This window comes from Rheinheimera sp. (assembly GCF_030690345.1).
GTDB lineage: Bacteria > Pseudomonadota > Gammaproteobacteria > Enterobacterales > Alteromonadaceae > Alishewanella.
Genome location: NZ_JAUYGV010000006.1, coordinates 977,844 through 995,892 on the forward strand (window position 1 = coordinate 977,844; position 18,049 = coordinate 995,892).

General features: G+C 46.9%; 15 protein-coding genes. 10 read left to right on the plus strand and 5 right to left on the minus strand.

Annotated features, from left to right (window positions below; all coding sequences use genetic code 11):
• Positions 1-456 precede the first annotated feature (456 nt).
• From Q8O77_RS09015 to Q8O77_RS09025, 3 genes are read left to right on the plus strand one after another with little or no spacing between them, the layout of a single operon-like run.
• Entirely contained in the window at positions 457-2,280 is a 1,824-nt protein-coding gene (locus Q8O77_RS09015) for a fibronectin type III domain-containing protein (RefSeq protein WP_305552526.1), read from the plus strand.
• Positions 2,277-6,656, plus strand: a complete 4,380-nt coding sequence (locus tag Q8O77_RS09020) for an RHS repeat-associated core domain-containing protein (protein ID WP_305552527.1) — start codon at positions 2,277-2,279, stop codon at positions 6,654-6,656. The genes Q8O77_RS09015 and Q8O77_RS09020 overlap by 4 nt, the downstream gene beginning before the upstream one ends.
• Complete coding sequence (locus tag Q8O77_RS09025; RefSeq protein ID WP_305552528.1) at positions 6,640-7,032, plus strand: hypothetical protein; 393 nt, start codon at positions 6,640-6,642, stop codon at positions 7,030-7,032. Before Q8O77_RS09020 ends, Q8O77_RS09025 begins: the two co-directional genes overlap by 17 nt.
• Before the next feature lie 344 nt (positions 7,033-7,376).
• Here the strand turns inward: Q8O77_RS09025 and Q8O77_RS09030 are convergent, their stop codons facing one another.
• The 3 genes from Q8O77_RS09030 to Q8O77_RS09040 all read right to left on the minus strand — a co-directional run bounded on the left by Q8O77_RS09030 (position 7,377) and on the right by Q8O77_RS09040 (position 10,726).
• Positions 7,377-8,996, minus strand: a complete 1,620-nt coding sequence (locus Q8O77_RS09030) for a methyl-accepting chemotaxis protein (RefSeq protein WP_305552530.1) — start codon at positions 8,994-8,996, stop codon at positions 7,377-7,379.
• A 160-nt stretch (positions 8,997-9,156) separates the two neighbouring features.
• On the minus strand, positions 9,157-9,684 hold the full coding sequence (ppa, locus tag Q8O77_RS09035; RefSeq protein WP_305552531.1) for an inorganic diphosphatase: 528 nt from the start codon (positions 9,682-9,684) through the stop codon (positions 9,157-9,159).
• Positions 9,685-9,754: 70 nt separating this feature from the next.
• Positions 9,755-10,726: a class 1 fructose-bisphosphatase gene (locus tag Q8O77_RS09040; RefSeq protein ID WP_305552532.1), complete on the minus strand. Its 972-nt coding sequence runs from the start codon at positions 10,724-10,726 to the stop codon at positions 9,755-9,757.
• Between the two features lie 143 nt (positions 10,727-10,869).
• On the opposite strand from Q8O77_RS09040, the gene mpl reads away from it, so the two are divergent.
• The 7 genes from mpl (at position 10,870) to Q8O77_RS09075 (ending at position 17,290) form a co-directional block, all read left to right on the plus strand.
• A complete protein-coding gene (gene mpl / locus Q8O77_RS09045; protein ID WP_305552533.1) occupies positions 10,870-12,228 on the plus strand; it encodes a UDP-N-acetylmuramate:L-alanyl-gamma-D-glutamyl-meso-diaminopimelate ligase in 1,359 nt (452 codons plus the stop codon).
• A 13-nt stretch (positions 12,229-12,241) separates the two neighbouring features.
• Positions 12,242-12,883 (plus strand): flavin prenyltransferase UbiX, encoded by a 642-nt coding sequence (locus tag Q8O77_RS09050; RefSeq protein ID WP_305552534.1) that lies wholly within the window; start codon positions 12,242-12,244, stop codon positions 12,881-12,883.
• A complete protein-coding gene (locus Q8O77_RS09055) occupies positions 12,880-13,806 on the plus strand; it encodes an ABC transporter ATP-binding protein (RefSeq protein ID WP_305552535.1) in 927 nt (308 codons plus the stop codon). Before Q8O77_RS09050 ends, Q8O77_RS09055 begins: the two co-directional genes overlap by 4 nt.
• Positions 13,803-14,576, plus strand: coding sequence for an ABC transporter permease (locus Q8O77_RS09060; protein ID WP_305552536.1), 774 nt, complete (start codon positions 13,803-13,805; stop codon positions 14,574-14,576). The genes Q8O77_RS09055 and Q8O77_RS09060 overlap by 4 nt, the downstream gene beginning before the upstream one ends.
• Positions 14,577-14,680: 104 nt before the next feature.
• The gene (gene panP / locus Q8O77_RS09065) at positions 14,681-16,327 is read left to right on the plus strand and encodes a pyridoxal-dependent aspartate 1-decarboxylase PanP (protein WP_305552537.1); all 1,647 of its coding nucleotides are present in this window, start codon (positions 14,681-14,683) and stop codon (positions 16,325-16,327) included.
• 72 nt (positions 16,328-16,399) lie between these two features.
• Positions 16,400-17,038 (plus strand): DUF2959 domain-containing protein, encoded by a 639-nt coding sequence (locus tag Q8O77_RS09070; RefSeq protein WP_305552538.1) that lies wholly within the window; start codon positions 16,400-16,402, stop codon positions 17,036-17,038.
• 27 nt (positions 17,039-17,065) lie between these two features.
• The gene (locus Q8O77_RS09075) at positions 17,066-17,290 is read left to right on the plus strand and encodes a hypothetical protein (protein ID WP_305552540.1); all 225 of its coding nucleotides are present in this window, start codon (positions 17,066-17,068) and stop codon (positions 17,288-17,290) included.
• Here the strand turns inward: Q8O77_RS09075 and frdD are convergent.
• Positions 17,287-17,652 carry a fumarate reductase subunit FrdD gene (frdD, locus tag Q8O77_RS09080; protein ID WP_305552541.1) on the minus strand — a complete coding sequence of 122 codons (366 nt, stop codon included), beginning with the start codon at positions 17,650-17,652 and terminating at the stop codon, positions 17,287-17,289. The two genes, Q8O77_RS09075 and frdD, sit on opposite strands and share 4 nt — an antisense overlap.
• Positions 17,649-18,038 (minus strand): fumarate reductase subunit C, encoded by a 390-nt coding sequence (locus tag Q8O77_RS09085; RefSeq protein ID WP_305552542.1) that lies wholly within the window; start codon positions 18,036-18,038, stop codon positions 17,649-17,651. Before Q8O77_RS09085 ends, frdD begins: the two co-directional genes overlap by 4 nt.
• Between the last annotated feature and the right edge of the window lie 11 nt (positions 18,039-18,049).

The window sequence follows — 18,049 nt, forward strand, 5'->3', positions numbered from 1 at the left end:
AATAGGTTAGCCCAACGCAGAAAAAAGCCGGTTTGTTTTAAACCGGCTTTTTTGTATTAGCACCAATGCACTCCGCCCCTCTGTTGAGTGAGTAAAATAGTTTAATGACGTTAATTATGTATATTTATTGTGATGCCTTAGTATTTATCCTCTTTAATGCCAGCTTTTGCGGTGCTTAAGGCATCTCGCCGTGGGGGGGGGGCATCTTGGAGAACAACGGGCGCGTAAGTGCCATTTTAATTCAAAGTATGCAAGTTTGTTAAGTGGGGAATCTTTGCTTTATAACTAAATTGTTTTTGAGTGATGACATATTTCTTGATAAGAAGTTGTGATCTTAAGTGGCCAATTTGTTTTAAATTTGATTAATATGATAGCTGGATTGAAATTAATATGTTGACGTAGAGGTTTGGTAGTGTAAATTTTACACAGTGTTTAAATTACCAATAGATAATAGCTATGTTTAGGATTGTTGTATTTTTCATTTTTTTTTCTAGCTGGAATGCTTTTTCAAGAGCGCCGGTTGTTGCGCCAAATGTACCAACGAAGCCAACCGTAAAGCTAACTGGATTGAAGGCGACAGTTACTTGGCCTACTATTCCAACTGTATTGTATTATCACTTACAACCAATTAAAAACGGTGTGGTTCTGCCGTTGGTGCTTTCAGATTCACCGCAAATCTTCAACGTTGCTCCTGGCGCTAGTTATCAATTTAAAGTGAACGCCTGTGTTGGTATTTACTTAGGCAATAGTCTCGCTGAAACTTCAGAGATGTTTGCCGCCGAAAGTAGCGATGATTCATCTATGCATGCGATTCAGCCGGCTGCTCCGGATGACTTGTTAATGCGCTGCTCTGCGTTGTCTGAAGCCAGCACTGCGCTTTATGTACCTATTATTCCGGCAATACCTAATATACCGTCTGTAAGTGTTGCAACAAATAGGGCCAATATTAGCTGGCCAGTCGTTACATCATCAAGTTCTTACAAAGTGTCGATTCTGAACTTGAGTTCGTCAATTTATGAAGAGTACCAAGCAGCTTCAAATAGTTATGCCCAAACGCTAACTTATGGCAGCTCTTACCAGGTTAGGATTGCGGCATGCAGTTCCTCCGGTTGTTCTGCATATTCCGTATCTAAAGCGTTCAGTATTCCACCAACATCGACTGCACTTAATATAGGTGTTTCAGCAGGTACATCTATGACAGTGAATTGGAATGCTGTAGCAGGTGCGACGTCATACAAGCTGCAGCAAAAAGTCAATGGAACCTGGCAGACAGAAAAAGATATCGGCACAGTAACCAGTAAAGGTTTTACCGGTAATTCAGGGAGTCATTATAGCTACAGAGTGAGAGCATGTAATGCCGGAGGTTGCTCAGGGTATTCAACAGAAAAGGGTGTAACTTTGATCCCCGCAGCACCTGTTGCCAGTCTGTCCACTTCAGGTATATCGATGACGGTCGGTTGGTTGGCTATAGCAGGTGCGACGTCCTACAAGCTGCAGCAGAAAGTCAATGGAACCTGGCAGACAGAAAAAGACATCGGCACAGTAACCAGTAAAGGTTTTACCGGTAGTTCAGGCAGTCATTATAGCTACAGAGTGAGAGCATGTAATGCCGGAGGTTGCTCAGGGTATTCAACAGAAAAGGGTGTAACTTTGATCCCTGCAGCACCTGTTGCCAGTTTATCCACTTCAGGCATGTCGATGACGGTCAGTTGGTTGGCTATAGCAGGTGCTACGTCATACAAGCTACAACAAAAAGTCAATGGAACCTGGCAGACAGAAAAAGACATTGGCACAGCAACCAGTAAAGGTTTCACCGGTAGTTCAGGCAGTCATTATAGCTACAGAATAAGGGCATGTAATGCCGGAGGTTGCTCAGGGTATTCAACAGAAAAGGGCGTAACTTTTATCCCCGCAGTACCTGATGCCAGTTTATCCACTTCAGGCATGTCGATGACGGTCAGTTGGTTGGCTATAGCAGGTGCTACGTCCTACAAGCTACAACAAAAAGTCAATGGAACCTGGCAGACAGAAAAAGACATTGGCACAGTAACCAGTAAAGGTTTCACCGGTAGTTCAGGCAGTCATTATAGCTACAGAGTGAGAGCATGTAATGCCGGTGGGTGTTCTGTGCACTCAGCTGTACTGACTAAAGAGTTAAAATTAGTTACTTATCTGCATACTGACTTACTGGGTTCAGTGATTGCAGAATCAGATAGCAACGGAAGCATTATAAAAAAAACAGATTATAAGCCGTTTGGTGACAGCGAGGTCCAGCAATGATTATTAGTATTGCTCAGAATTATAAAAAAGGTTATGTAAGATTGAATAAAGCAATAGTATTAATAGTATTGTTATTTTCCATCTCAGGTGGCTACGCACATGAAGATAATTTAATTGGGCCAGATGATCTTTCGGTACAGCAAAATTATGATGTGATGGCTTTACCTCCTCCTGGCGACGGAGGGGGCTCAACTAATTTTGATGCTTTTACCTCAGAAGAGCTGTACGCATTATCGGCTGATAACTTTGGTATGTTGGATCACTCTTTAATGGGTGACCAACATAGTTTGTATAGCGGGGAACTTTCTTTCTCTCAAACCGATGTTTCCCTTCCAACTAATCTGGAACTACCGATTAACATTACCCGGGGAAAGCAAAAGGACGTGATGGGGACCTATCGTATATTCGGTGATTGGTATTTAGATATTCCACGTCTTTATGGCCCAATGCTGGGTAACTTTCAGGTAGGTCCTGATCGATGCTCCACAGTTTGGTTCACCGGCCGGTATATCGCGGGTATTCAAGCTCATGAGAGCAGCAACGGCCCGTTACTCGGCGGTGTACAAGCATCAGAAGTACTGATGGAACATGATGGAAGTTTACCCGCTCCTGCGAATACACTTTTCATAAATAAGGATAATTGGGTTGTTACATGCAGTAATAATATTTACAAAGCTATTTCACCTGACGGGCTGATTTATACTTTTGGTGAGCTTGTTTTTAAGTTGGGTGAGGGGGCACCAACCAACATTATTAGTCAAGCATGGAGTGATGTCATGCTGATGGTTACCCGTATTGAAGATCGTTTTGGTAAAAGCATTATATTTAATTATCAGAATGGGTTTATTCAGTCTATTCAGAGCAGTGATAGTGCTGCTGTTACGTTTGGTTATAACACAGAGAATAAAGTTTCCAGTGTTATGGTAAACGACAGGCTGTGGACCTACCATTATTCAGATAAAAAGCTGGTCAAAGTTATCAGACCGGATAATTCCAAGTGGGAGTACGACTTAGATAGTTTATACCCCCAATTATCAGGTAGTGAAACTATCGGGTCCGGTACCGTTTACCATCCTTATGGGGCTGTGGGGGTTTTTACGGTTGAGGCAACAATTCATGGTCGTTCACGTGTCTCAACGATTAAAAATAGCGGAACAGGGCATTATTCTTTTAAACCAAATGTAATGTACCCATCTTTGGTCAGTAAAACTATTTCTGGCCCTAATTTGCCAACAATGAGTTGGAACTACACTTATTCCGAGAATGCTGGGGGGTATCAGGGGACTGCGGTATCTGACACCAAATACGTTGCAGTAGTAAATCCTGAGGCAGTGGAGACCACTTATACTTTCCAACGTAGCTTTGACTGGGAGGAAGGTCAAATAAAAAAGATAGTTGTAAAGGATCGGAGTGGAGTTCTTCAAACGCAGAATAACAGTTGGACTGGTGGTAGCAGAATTGGCAGGACCTTGGCTGATAGTTACTCGGATACAAACAAAGATACGCATAGAGTCAATTTAACCACAAAAACAATTATACGTGATGCAGACAGTTTTGTATCAACATTCTCTGATTTCGATCTCTGGGGATTGCCAGGGACAGTAAATGAAACAACAAATTTTAGCTCCAAAAAACGCATTATAAAGAATACTTATTTTCATGACTTGGCTCATTGGCTGATCGGTTTCCCTGCCGAAAAAAGTATTTCAACGGATGGCGCTGTTTTTTCTTCATTAAATAAAACGGCTTACTATGCTACGGAACATCAATACAAATCATTACCATCTGCTATGTATGAATATGGTCTATTAAGAAAAACTTACTCAAACTACTATATGTCTGGTATCAGTGCAGGTCTGCCAAACAAAGTTTTATTCTCTGATGGCAGGGGGTATTTAACCTTTGGCGCATACAAGCGTGGAACTCCCTCTTCGTTAACTCGACCTGCCTCCTTAGGTAGTGGCAGCGACACAGCATATTTGAGTGTTGACGATAATGGCTGGATTGAGAAAATTACTGATTATGCAGGAAACATTACCAGCTATGGCTATAATTCATTAGGTTGGAGAACATCTGTCAATCCACAAGATACAAAGTGGAGCGATACAACAACGAGTTATGTTTTTAATGGTGAAAGTTTAACTCTCACAGTTTCCCGAGGCGATTATAGGAATATTAAAACGCTGGATGGTTATCTAAGACCAATATTAGTTCAAGAATATGATACCAAGGATATCGATACGTCCCGCTATCAACGTATTGGGTATGATAGCGATAATCGTACAGTTTTCAGCAGTTTCCCAGCCAACTCTCCGATAGCAGATCAGGGTATTGAAACTGAGTATGATGGGATAGGCCGGCCTCTAATCCTGCGTAACACAACAAACAACAGTGTGACTAGCTACAGACATTTATATAACAATCGCGTGCGTGAAACAAACCCAAGAGGACATGTTACTGACACGACATATCTGAGCTACGGCTCTCCTGATGAGCGTTGGCCTGTAAGAATTGAAGCGCCACATAATTTTACTACGTCAATAAACTATAACATTTTTGGAAGCACTACGAGTGTATCTCAGGGGGGGATAATAGAGCATCGGGTCTACAATAGTTATCAGCAATTGTGCAAAGTGATTAGGCCAGATGTAGGGAATGTTGCTTACAGCTATAACAGTTTCGGTCAGTTAAGTTGGGAGGCTAAGGGAAGCTCTGTTGATAGTGTTGTAACAGCATGCAGTGACAGTGTTGCGGCGTCGGATAAAACAACATTTAGCTATGATAATCGTGGAAGCATACGTAATGTGGCTTTTGCTGACGGTAGTGCGGATAAAACCTATAACTATGACAAGCAGGGTAACCTTACTACACTGGCGGCAGGTTCAGCTGTATGGGACTACACCTACAACAGCGCTAACCTGATGGAAACAGAAATCCTTACATTGGATAATATCAGCTGGCTAATCGATCTTGAGTACAATACATTGGGGCAAGTTAGTAGTGTAGTTTATCCGTCAGGAAACAGCGTTAGCTATGCTCCGAATGCGCTGGGCCAGCCGACCCGCGCAGGTGACTATGCTATCTCTGCTAGCTACTACCCTAATGGCCAGTTAAAAGGCTTCACCTATGGTAATGGCTTAAGCTTCAGCCAACTACTGGACAGTCAGCAAAGGCCGGAATATCAAACGGTAAAACGCAGTAGTAGCAATGTGCTGAATCATCGCTACCAGTATGACAACAACCACAATATCGATACGATAAGCGACCTTATCACGCCGGCGAAAAACATCAGCCTGACTTACGATGACTTAGACCGGCTAGACACGGCAACAGGCTTTTGGGGCAGTGGTAGTTTTGATTATGACAGTGTAGGTAATATTACCCAAAAGACCCTGGGTAACCAGAGCCTGACATATGCCTACAATACCAGTAACCGTTTAACCGGAATTAGTGGCGCAGTGAGCAGAACTTTCGCTTATGATAGTCGCGGTAATGTGACCAACAACGGTCAGCGTGCTTTTAGCTTTAACCTGGCTAATCAGCTGATTACCTCAGGAACTAACAGCTACCAGTACGACGGTTATAACCGCAGAGTTAAAAAGGTCAGTAACGGCAAAACCCAGTACAGCCTGTACAATGCTGCAGGTCAGTTATTGATGACCGATGGCGATAAAGGCCTGACGGAATACATTTACCTGGGTAATAAGCTTATTGCCAAAGAAAGCGCGGTGCCGACCAGTGAAGATACTCCGGGCTATACCGGGCATCTGGAAGATGATGACCTGCAGTTAACCTATATGCAGCAGCGTTATTATGACCCACTTATCGGTCGGTTTTACAGCAATGATCCGGTAGGCTTTACCGCCAGCAACCCGATGATGTTTAACCGGTATGCGTATGCCAATAATAATCCGTATAAGTATATTGATCCGGATGGGAGAAAGCCTGGGGACGCATTTCCGAATCCACGACAGGCTGCCCATGATTGGGGGAAGACATACAATGGTGATTCAATTAAACAGAATAAAGAACTTGGGTCTACAATTTATCAGTATATTAATCCAGAGGGTGATAATCAATATTCTTATAATGAGCCAGCCATAGGAACTTCAACCGGCGTAAATCCAAATACTAAGCTTGAACAAGGCCAAACAGCTGTTTCGAAAATACACTCACACGCCTCATATGATAATAATAAATACAGCAACACGTTAAGTAAGACAGACATCGACAATCATAAATCTGCAGGGGACGAATTTGTAACAATGCCTAATGGTTCTCTGGTTGGACATGATAAAAAGACACACGAAGTAATTGCTACAGACCTGCCTAGCGATCCATTGGATCCAGGAAGGCTTAATGAAATTGACCCATGAGGTGTATATGAAAATAGTTTTTCCCAGTGCGATTATATTTCTAGTTCTTGCATTTTTTGTTAGTGGCAATGAAGGGGAAAGGATACCCCATGATTCATATTACGGTGAATATTTATTAGGTGAGGAAGTTCACGCTATGCATGTTGCATTCAACGATTATGCTAAAGTGACGGGCTTTCACCCATTGAAAAATGAAATGCTATACGGACTATTTAAATTCAAAGTTATCTCTAGTGAAAGTGTTTTTCTAGTTGTTATAGTTAGAGATATGGACTCTTCTTTTCAGAAGGAAGACTCTTTTATCTATGGCAGTGGTGGTGAGTTTAAGGTTAGTAAAGATAATTTTTCAGTGATAGATTACGTGATATATAAATAAGATCACCGAGTAGTACTTTGGAAAATTTTTTTCCTGAATAAATTGGTTCAGGTTTTGTTAGTTGTGTTTTAGCGCCAATAATAAGTGTACTCCTTAATCGGGGTCATTTTTCTATCCATAATAGGCAAAACCACCAGCAGGCCGGGCAGCGTATTCCGGTTTGCTGGTGCAATCCAAAACAGCAGGCTTGGCAACTTGGTGCAGCGCCAGCAACTGCTGGCACTGGTTAAATTGATCGCTTCTGCTGTTTTTGACTGACCACGCTGCTATTTTGCATTAATCAGTTAAAACGAAAAGAAAGCCAGCAACTTGAACATTACTGGCTTTCGAGACGGTGTAAAGTATCAAACACGAAACAAACGGGTGATGTTTTCCAGGTTCTGCGCCAGAGATGCCAGTTCACTACTGGCTTTGGCAATATTGCCGGCACTTTCTGAGCTGTGCTCGGTGTTGGTAAAAATCTCGTCAACATGGTGCACTATATTGCCGGCCATTTTCTGTTGCTCATCGGTAGCATCGGCAATTTGTTGGTTCATCAAACGAATTTGCGCAATGCTCTTGGTGATCAGCTGCAGTGCATCGCCGGCCTGATTAGCCGATTGCACGCTATGATCGGCCTGGGTGGTACTTTGTTGCATTTTTTGCACCGCCGAGCGCGCCGCACTTTGCAACTGTTCAATGGTGCGTTGAATTTCTTCAGTCGATTTTTGCGTGCGTGATGCCAGGGTGCGTACTTCGTCGGCTACCACGGCAAAGCCACGGCCCTGCTCACCGGCACGGGCGGCTTCAATAGCGGCATTCAGTGCCAACAGGTTGGTTTGCTCCGCGATACCTTTGATAACGGTTAGTACAGTGCCTACCTGGTTGGCGTCTTTTTCCAATTGGGTAATTACAGCTGAAGCTTCCTGCACATTGCCGGCTAACTGCTGAATATTTTGCACGGTAGAAATTACAGTTTGCTGGCCTTGTCCGGCGGCATCGCTGGATTGGTTAGCTGCGGTCGCGGCTTCGTTAGCGCTGTGTACTTCAGCTTCTACGCTGGCATTCATATCAGCGACGGCACTTTTTGCCTGATTAGCTGCCTGGCGTTGTACGGCAATGGTTTTATTGGTATCGTCGGTCAGCTCACGTAAGTCTTTTGCCAGCGCCGATAACGGAATAGCAGTGTTGACGATATCCTTAACCACATGCTGCAGCTTTTGCATAAAAGTATTAAACCAATAGGCTAAATCACCCAGTTCATCTTTGCTGTTGGTATTAATACGCACCGTTAAGTCGCCGTCTTCTTTAGCAAGGTCCTGCAAGGAGCGGATCATGCTGCCAAGGCTGTTCTGAATGCCTCTGGCGACCGGGTAGGCGGTACCAAACAGCACTAAAGTGGTGATTAAGCCCATAATAATGCCAACAGTGATTAACGTGCCGGCCTGCTCACTGGCATCATCTATAGCGCTGGTAAATGCTTGCAGCCTGGTGTCGCGAAATTGACCCAATAAGCGCGCGGTATTGTCGTAATCGGCATTCATTTTTTCTGAGCGCTGCGCCAGGGTGCTGAAATCGGCGGTATTGTTAATCATTTCTTGCGACACTTTATATGCCACCTGATAATAAGCGTTATAGCTTTGTAAAATGCTCTGCACATCAGAAGCGTAGTCGCGGTTTAACCGGCTGATTTTATCCAAATCTTGTGTCAGCTGAGTGCTGAATGCGGCAGCACCGGTCAGGGCTTCTTCATCACCGGTGGTGACCGCGCTGGCCAGCGAATCCTTTACCCGCTCCAGTAGCACTAAAGAGCTTTGCGCTGACTGTAATACCGGAAATTGCACATCGCGGGTTTGCTCCAGGGTATTAACGTTGTTTAGTGCAGTGTTACTGGCCAGTACCAGATAGATCATAAAACTGATAGTGCCGATAAGCGGAATTAAGTAGATTTTTTTGGCAATAGAAAGACGTCTTAGTACATCCATATCGCAGGCCCCTGTGCTCTGAAGTGTCTGGTAATATTAGAATTGGTTTATGCGCAGTATAGAGCTTTATTTAAGCAAATGCTTGTCGTTGTTTGATTTGGCGCATTAGTAGCGAATAAAAAGCCCGAACAGAGTCGGGCTTAAAAAACAGGCGGGGCGGTTATTTTTTTGCCCGTTCAAACGAGGTCATAATTTCCGCTTTGGCCGCAGCAGCATCGCCCCAGCCGTTTACTTTAACCCACTTGCCGGCTTCTAATTCTTTATAACGCTCAAAGAAGTGCTGAATTTGTTTTTTCAGTAGTTCATCAACGTCGTTGATATCTTTAATATGGTCGTACAGCTTGGTCAGTTTGCTTACCGGTACGGCGATCACTTTGGCATCTTCGCCGGCTTCGTCTGACATAAACAGTACACCCACAGGGCGGCATTTAATCACCGCGCCCGGTACCAGTGGGTAAGGCGTAGGTACCAGTACGTCTACCGGGTCACCGTCCAGTGATAAAGTTTGGTTTACAAAGCCGTAGTTACACGGGTAAAACATCGGTGTTGACATAAAACGGTCTACCCAAACGGTACCGGTATCTTTGTCTACTTCGTATTTGATTGGGTCGGCATTGGCCGGAATTTCAATAATAACGTTAATTTCTTCTGGCAGGTTCTTACCTGCTGCAACATCGCTTAAGCTCATGGCCTGGTCCTTAAATGATAAAAAGCTTGGTTAAAAGTGGCGCTTATTATAGCGCCGGCAATAAAAATGGCTATCGCTGATGATAGGCAACGCAGCTTTCTACTTCATGTTTCGAGCCGAGTATTACTGCTACACGTTGGTGAATATCAGTGGGCACTATGTCCATAATGCGCTCATAACCGGTAGAGCTTACACCACCGGCTTGTTCTACCAGAAAACTCATCGGGTTGGCTTCATACATTAGTCGTAGTTTATCCGGCTTGTTGGCATCTTTGCTATCACGCGGGTACGCAAAAATACCGCCGCGGCATAATACGCGGTGCACATCACCTACCATAGCGGCTATCCAACGCATATTGTAATTTTTGCCGCGAGGGCCTTCTTTGCCTTTAAGCAGATCAGCAATATAGGTTTGCATGGCCGGCTGCCAGTAGCGTTGGTTCGACATATTAATGGCAAACTCAGCGGTGTATTTCGGAATGGCCGCTTGCTCTTCGGTAAGCAGGAAACCGCCGTAGGTTTTATCTAAAGTGTACAGCCTGGTGCCTTTGCCGGTGGTTAATGCCAGCATGGTAGAAGGGCCATACAACACATAGCCTGCGGCCAGTTGAGCACTGCCGGGTTGTAAAAACTGAGCGGCATCGTCGGCGGCTTTATCGGTTTGCGCCGGTAAAATGGAAAAAATGGTGCCGATTAAACTGTTGATGTCAGTATTGGATGATCCATCCAGCGGATCGAAGGTAACCAGATACTTACCGTCCGGGTTGCCGGCAACGGTGTCGTCTTCTTCTTCTGAGCTTATCGCCTTAACTACGCCGGTTTCCAGAATGACTTCTTTTAGCAACTCATTGGCAATAATATCGAGTTTTTTTTGTGTTTCCCCTTGAATATTCTCACCCAGGGTAGAACCTAATACCCCGGCCAGTTCGCCCTGACTGACGCGAAAAGATATTTCCCGGCAGGCGGCCAGAATAGTTTTAAGCAGTGAAATCAGGTCGCTGTCGACTCCGTCCTGTTGCAATACTGGCGAGATGCGGCGCATGCTGGTGGTTCCTTTTCAGTAATTATTTTTGCTAATGCGATAGAGGCTGGCGTATTTTAAAGAATTTCTGCGCAAATTGCAGGTGTTACTGCGTTGCTGTTGCTATTTGCTACAATGGCGCAGGCTAATTTTCAGGACAACTTATGCATATTCATATTCTCGGTATCTGTGGCACCTTTATGGGCGGCATTGCTGCTATTGCTAAAGCGCTGGGCCACAAAGTAACCGGCGCCGATGCGAATGTCTACCCGCCAATGAGCACGCAACTGGAGCAATTGGGTATCGAATTAACCCAAGGCTGGGACCCGCAGCAGTTAGAGCCGGCGCCGGACTTAATCATTATCGGTAACGCCTTATCCCGCGGTAACCCGGCAGTAGAATATGTACTGAACACCAATTTGCGTTATACCTCAGGCCCGCAGTGGCTGGCAGAGCAGGCGTTGTTTGACCGCTGGGTGCTGGCAGTGTCCGGTACCCATGGTAAAACCACCACCAGCACTATGCTGGCATGGATTTTAGAGTGCGCCGGTTTAGCACCGGGGTTTTTAATTGGCGGTATTCCACAGAATTTTGATTGCTCGGCCCGGCTTGGCGAGTCGCCGTTTTTTGTGATAGAGGCCGACGAGTACGACACCGCCTTTTTTGATAAAAGATCCAAATTTGTACACTACCGGCCGCGCACCCTGGTAATCAATAACCTGGAATATGATCACGCCGATATCTTCCCGGATTTAGCCGCTATTCAGCGTCAGTTTCATCATTTGCTGCGCATGGTGCCGGCCAATGGTTTAGTGCTGGCGCCGGAAGATACGCCGGCGGTTAAACAAACGCTGGATATGGGCTGCTGGAGTGAGCGGCAAAGCTACGGCACCGACTGGCGTGCCGAACTGATCAGCAAAGATGGCAGTCACTTTGCCTTGTACTATCAGGATAAGTTGCTTGGTGAGCTGAACTGGCAACTCAGCGGCCAGCATAATGTGGATAACGCTGTGATGGCCATCGCCGCGGCGCGCCATGCCGGGGTGCCTGTTGACGTAGCGCTGGAGGCATTAACGCGCTTTATCGCACCGAAACGGCGGATGGAGTTAAAAGCCGATGTGGCAGGGGTTAAGGTGTATGACGACTTTGCCCACCATCCTACCGCTATCAGCACCACCTTGCAGGGTATCCGCAATAAACCGGGCCAAAGCCGGGTGCTGGCCGTACTGGAGCCACGCTCTAATACCATGCGCATGGGCGTGCATCAGGCGGCACTGCCGTTGTCGCTGGCACTGGCCGACCTGGTGTTTTTGTACGAGCCTGCCAATGCCAACTGGTCGTTGGATGCCTTAACCCGCGCCTTAGCACCTAAAGCGACCTTGTCACATGATATTGCTGCGCTGGTAGAGCTGTTGAGTGACCAGGCAGAACCCGGCGACAGCATTGTGATTATGAGTAATGGCGGTTTTGGCGGCATTCACGACAAGCTGATAAGCGCATTAAAACGCAAACGGGAACATTGATGTGGGCATGCAGATGACAACTACAAAAGAGATCACGTTGGCCTTTAGCGGCGCTTCGGGCGCGCCTTATGGCTGGCGCTTACTTGAGTTATTGCTGGCGCAGGGCATTAAGGTGCATTTGCTGGTATCAAGTGCAGCGCGGGTAGTATTTGCTACCGAGCACGATATTAAACTGCCGGCGGCACCGGACAAATGCACTGACATGTTGCTGGCGCATTTTGGCTGTAATGCCGCGCTGCTTAAAGTGTATGGCAAAGATGACTGGTTCTCACCGGTAGCGTCCGGCTCGGCTGCGCCAAAACAGATGGTAATTTGTCCCTGTTCAACCGGTACCGTATCGGCCATTGCTACCGGGGCCAGTGACAACTTAATAGAGCGTGCCGCGGATGTGGTGATTAAAGAAGGCGGCCAGTTGATTTTAGTACCGCGCGAAAGTCCGCTCAGCGCTATTCATTTGGAAAACCTGCTGAAGCTGGCCCGTCTTGGCGTAACGATTATGCCGGCGGCGCCGGGTTTTTATCATCAGCCGAGACAGATCAGTGATTTAGTCGATTTTATGGTGGCGCGCATTTTAGATCATCTGAAGCTGCCGCATCAGTTGCTCAATCGTTGGGGTTACAGTGGTAACGCAGTAAAAACAGGAGAACAACCTTGAGTTTAGCGTTAGATATTAAAGGTCTGCATAAGGTGTATAAAAGCGGTACCGTGGCATTGAGCGGTATCGATTTGCAGGTAAAGCAGGGTGATTTCTTCGCGCTGTTGGGCCCGAACGGCGCCGGAAAAAGTACCACTATCGGCATTGTCAGCTCGCTGGTAAATAAGTCGCAAGGCAGCGTTAAGGTATTTGATTACGATATTGATACCCAACTTGAAGCGGCAAAAAGCCAACTTGGTTTAGTGCCGCAGGAGTTTAACTTTAACCAGTTTGAAACCGTGCTGCAGATAGTGGTAAACCAGGCCGGTTACTATGGTGTGCCGAAAAAAACGGCGCTTGAGCGCGCAGAAAAATACTTAGGTCAGCTAGGGCTGTGGGATAAACGTACTGCGCGGGCCCGTGAATTATCCGGCGGTATGAAGCGGCGTTTAATGATAGCCCGTGCTTTAATGCATGAGCCCAAACTGCTGATCCTCGATGAGCCGACAGCTGGGGTCGATATTGAACTGCGCCGCTCGATGTGGGAGTTTTTACGCAAAATTAACCAGCAGGGCGTCACTATTATTCTCACCACCCATTACCTGGAAGAAGCCGAAAGCCTGTGTCGCAATATCGCCATTATCGACAAAGGGCTGATTATTGAAAACACCAACATGAAGACGCTGTTAGCCAAGCTGACCGTAGAAACTTTTGTGCTGGATTTAGCCACAGAGCCGGCGTCGGTTAAGTTAGAAGGGGTTAGCTGGCGCGTGTTGGATGGCCACAGTATTGAAGTGGATGTGGAAAAGGCGCAGGGCTTAAATGCGATTTTCGCTCAGCTTAGCGCGCAGGATATTAAGGTGTTATCAATGCGTAATAAAGCCAACCGGCTGGAAGAACTGTTTGTCTCCTTAGTGGAAAATGGCCGTGGAGGTGCAAAATGAGCCGGGCCAATTATCTGGTAGCATTAAAAAGCATTTGGGATAAAGAAACCAACCGCTTTTTGCGGATTTGGGTGCAAACTCTGGTACCGCCGGCTATTACCATGACACTGTATTTTGTTATTTTCGGCAGCTTAATCGGCTCACGCATCGGCGATATGGGCGGCTTCAGCTATATGGAGTTTATTGTGCCCGGGCTGATTATGATGTCGGTGATCACCAACTCTTACGCTAACGTGGCCTCGTCATTTTTCAGTGCTAAGTTTCAGCGCAATGTGGAAGAGCTGTTAGTCGCGCCGGTGCCTAATTACATTATTGTGCTGGGTTTTGTTGGTGGCGGCATGGCGCGCGGCATGTTGGTGGGGCTGATTGTGACTATTTTGTCGCTGTTTTTTGTCACTATTCAAATTCATAATCCGCTGGTGATTATTGTTACCGTTACACTAACGTCGATGCTGTTCTCCCTTGGCGGTCTGATCAACGCTGTGTATGCAAAAACCTTTGACGATATCAGCATAATTCCAACCTTTGTACTTACGCCACTGACGTATTTGGGCGGTGTGTTTTATTCGTTAACGCTATTGCCGGGCTTTTGGCAGCATGTGGCTGCGCTAAACCCGGTGGTGTATATGGTTAATGCCTTTCGCTACGGCTTCCTTGGTATTACCGATGTTAGCCTGTGGTTGGCATTAGCTGTGGTGTTGGGCTTTATTGTCGTGCTGTTTAGCTATGCTATGTATCTGATCAGTCGTGGTATTGGCTTACGTAGCTAAGCTCACCACTTTTTTGCAGACATTTTTCGGCGCTTGCAGTAAAGTGAGCGCCATTTTCCGGCCGTTTTAGTAACCGCTGAAACCGTATGCAGAGTAGCAAGCGCATGACAGAATCCAGTAAACGCCAGGCAACCGCTTCTGAAGAAGCTTTATGGCGCATTTTCACGGTGCCGGAAGCGCCAGACTCAACGCTGAGCATTATTGAGCAAAACCTGTCACAGAACCTGGCCGGCTTTTTGCGTGAAAGTATAGTCGCGGTAGAAAAACCGCTGTGGCAAATTGAGCGCGATTTTCAGGCGCATCATATTCCGCAGATGCCGAATTTTGTCTCAGATTACGCCGAAAGCCTGATGCAAAAACTGGTGGCGCATTCGGTGCATACCGCCGCGCCGAGTTTTATCGGCCATATGACGTCTGCTTTGCCGTATTTTGTGTTATCACTGTCAAAAATGATGGTGGGGCTAAACCAAAACCTGGTAAAAATTGAAACCTCCAAAGCCTTTACGCCGATGGAGCGCCAGGTGCTGGGCATGATGCACCATCTGGTATATGGCGAGGGCGATGGCTTCTATAAAAAATGGATGCACAGTGCCAACCATTCGCTGGGCGCTTTTTGCTCCGGCGGTACCATTGCCAATATTACTGCGCTGTGGATAGCACGTAACCGTCTGTTAAAAGCCGACGGCGACTTTAAAGGCATCGCCCGTGAAGGCCTGTTTAAAGCGATGAAACACTACGGCTATGAAGGCCTGGCCATACTGGTATCTGAGCGCGGCCATTACTCTTTGGGTAAAGCCGCCGATGTATTGGGTATTGGCCGCGAATCGCTGATTTCGATAAAAACTGACGCTGACAATAAAATTGACACCGCTGCGTTGGCAGAAAAAATGGCGGAGCTTAGCGCTGCCAATATTCGCGTGCTGGCTATCGTGGGCGTGGCCGGTACTACTGAAACCGGTAATGTTGACCCCTTGCATCAGTTGGCCGATTTAGCTGAGCAGTATCAGTGCCATTTTCATGTTGATGCCGCCTGGGGTGGGGCGACGTTGTTATCCAACAAGTACCGCCATCTGCTGGCCGGCATAGAGCGCGCCGATTCGGTTACCATAGATGCGCACAAACAAATGTATGTGCCGATGGGCGCGGGCATGGTGGTGTTTAAGCACCCATCTGCCGCCCACGCGATTGAGCACCACGCCGAGTATATCCTGCGTAAAGGCTCGAAAGACTTAGGCAGCCAGACACTGGAAGGCTCGCGCCCGGGTATGGCGATGCTGGTGCATGCTTGTTTACAGGTCATTGGCCGTGACGGCTATGAGATTTTAATTAACCGCAGCCTGGAAAAAGCGCGTTATTTTGCTACCTTAATTGCGCACAATATTGATTTTGAACTGATCACCGAGCCGGAGTTGTGTCTGCTAACCTACCGCTACGTACCGGCACAGGTGCAAAAAGCCATGGCTGGCGCCAATCCGGAGCAACTGCAGCGCTTTAACGAGTTGCTAAACGGTCTGACCAAGTTTATTCAGAAACGTCAGCGTGAAGAGGGGAAATCCTTCGTCTCGCGTACGCGGTTAACCCCGGCCAAATATCAGCGCCAGGAAACTATAGTGTTCCGTGTGGTATTAGCTAACCCGCTTACCACCGAGCAAATTTTGCATGATGTGCTGGTAGAGCAGGATCAGCTGGCGCAGTTGGATAAAGAGTTTTACCCCAAGCTGCTGCATCTGGCCAAAGAGCTGGCGGCCTGATACTTCCGGTTTGTTCTGCGCGGCATGACAGGCTATTATCAGGCATTACCTTTACGGCAACGGACTGATTTTATGCGCTATGCTTTGTTCTTACTCCCTTTGGTGCTCAGCCTTACGGCCTGCCAGAGCGCTTATTATTCGGCGCTGGAAAAGGTTGGCGTACATAAGCGCGATATTCTGGTTGAGCGGGTAGAAGAAGCGCAGCAGTCACAAGAAGAGGCGCAACAGCAGTTTAAATCGGCGCTGGAGCAGTTTAGCAGCCTGATTAAATTTGATGGCGGTGACTTGCAGCGTGTGTATGAAGCCACCGACAGTGAGTATCAGGCCTGCAGTGCCGCAGCTGAAGAGGTGAGTAAGCGCATTAACAGTATTGAGGCGGTCGCCGATGCGCTGTTTGACGAATGGCAGGATGAGCTGGACCAGTACAGTAGTGCCAAGCTGAAACAAGACAGCGCCGGTAAGTTAGCCAATACAAAAAAACAATACAACAGCCTGCTGAAAACCATGCGCCGCGCCGAGCAAAGTATGCAACCGGTGTTGTCATCACTTAAAGATAATACGTTGTATTTGAAGCATAACTTAAATGCTAAGGCCATAGGCGCGCTACAGGGCGAGTTTAACTCAGTGCAGCGTGATATTAACCGGCTGATAGCTGAGATGAATAGCGCTATCGCCCAGTCTGAGCAATTTGTCGCTACGCTAAAACAATAACGAAAGTCAGTAACAGAGGGGCAACTTATGGCAGGTCAGGGTTCCGGCGGTAATGTTATCGCTGCACTATGTAATGTATTTATTCCCGGTTTAGGCCAGTTGGTACAGGGCCGTATCTTAGCCGCTATCATGTTTTTTGTGGTCTGCGCCGTGGGTTATGCCCTTTTCTGGCTGGTGATCCCGGCTATTATCGCTGCGATAGCACATCTGTGGGCGATTATTGATGCGGCAAAATTTAAGCCTTACGCCTAAACTGCTACCACTAAAACCAGTGCCAGCAGGCTAAGTAGTAATGCCAGGCCATAACATAGCAGTTTACTGGCTTGGCTAAAGCCGAATTTCAAATCGTGTAAGCCATGGTGTATGCGGTGCGCAGCATGAAACAGCGGCAAACAGATCACTGCAGCGGCAAAGGCTAAGCCGGTTACGCCGTAGCCGCTTTGCAACAATGTCAGTATTTTATCGTGTTGCAGCCAGGCGGAATTAAGCAGCCCCAGCGGCCACAAAAGCCCCAGTGCCAGTATTAAGCCCGGCAGAAATACCGCAAAGCATACACCACCGGCGCTAAACAGTGCCCACCAGATAGGTTCATCTGAGCGTTTCGGGCTGCTCATAACCAGCCACCAAACAGCAATAGCAAACCCGCTGCAACCAGCAGTGTTGCCAACCATTGGCCACTGATCATCAGCCAGGCCGGTGCCAGCGGCATAACCCGCGGGAACAAAGCAAAAAAGGTTTTGGCATGAAACAAGCTGGCAGCAAAGGCCAATAGATTCAGCGCTATTACCCAGCCTTGTTGCATAAAAAGCTGAAAACTCTGCCAGTGTGCGGCGCCTTGTGTTAAGCAATACAAGCCATATAGCAAACAACCGAGAAAAAACAGCAGCGGCAGCACTGTGGCTTCGCGTAGCATATACAGCCGGTAATAGTTATGTTTCAGCCACCAGCTGCGGCCAAGCTTGGGCTGATAAGGTTTACGCGCAGAAACGGGTGTGCTCATCGCCGTGCTCC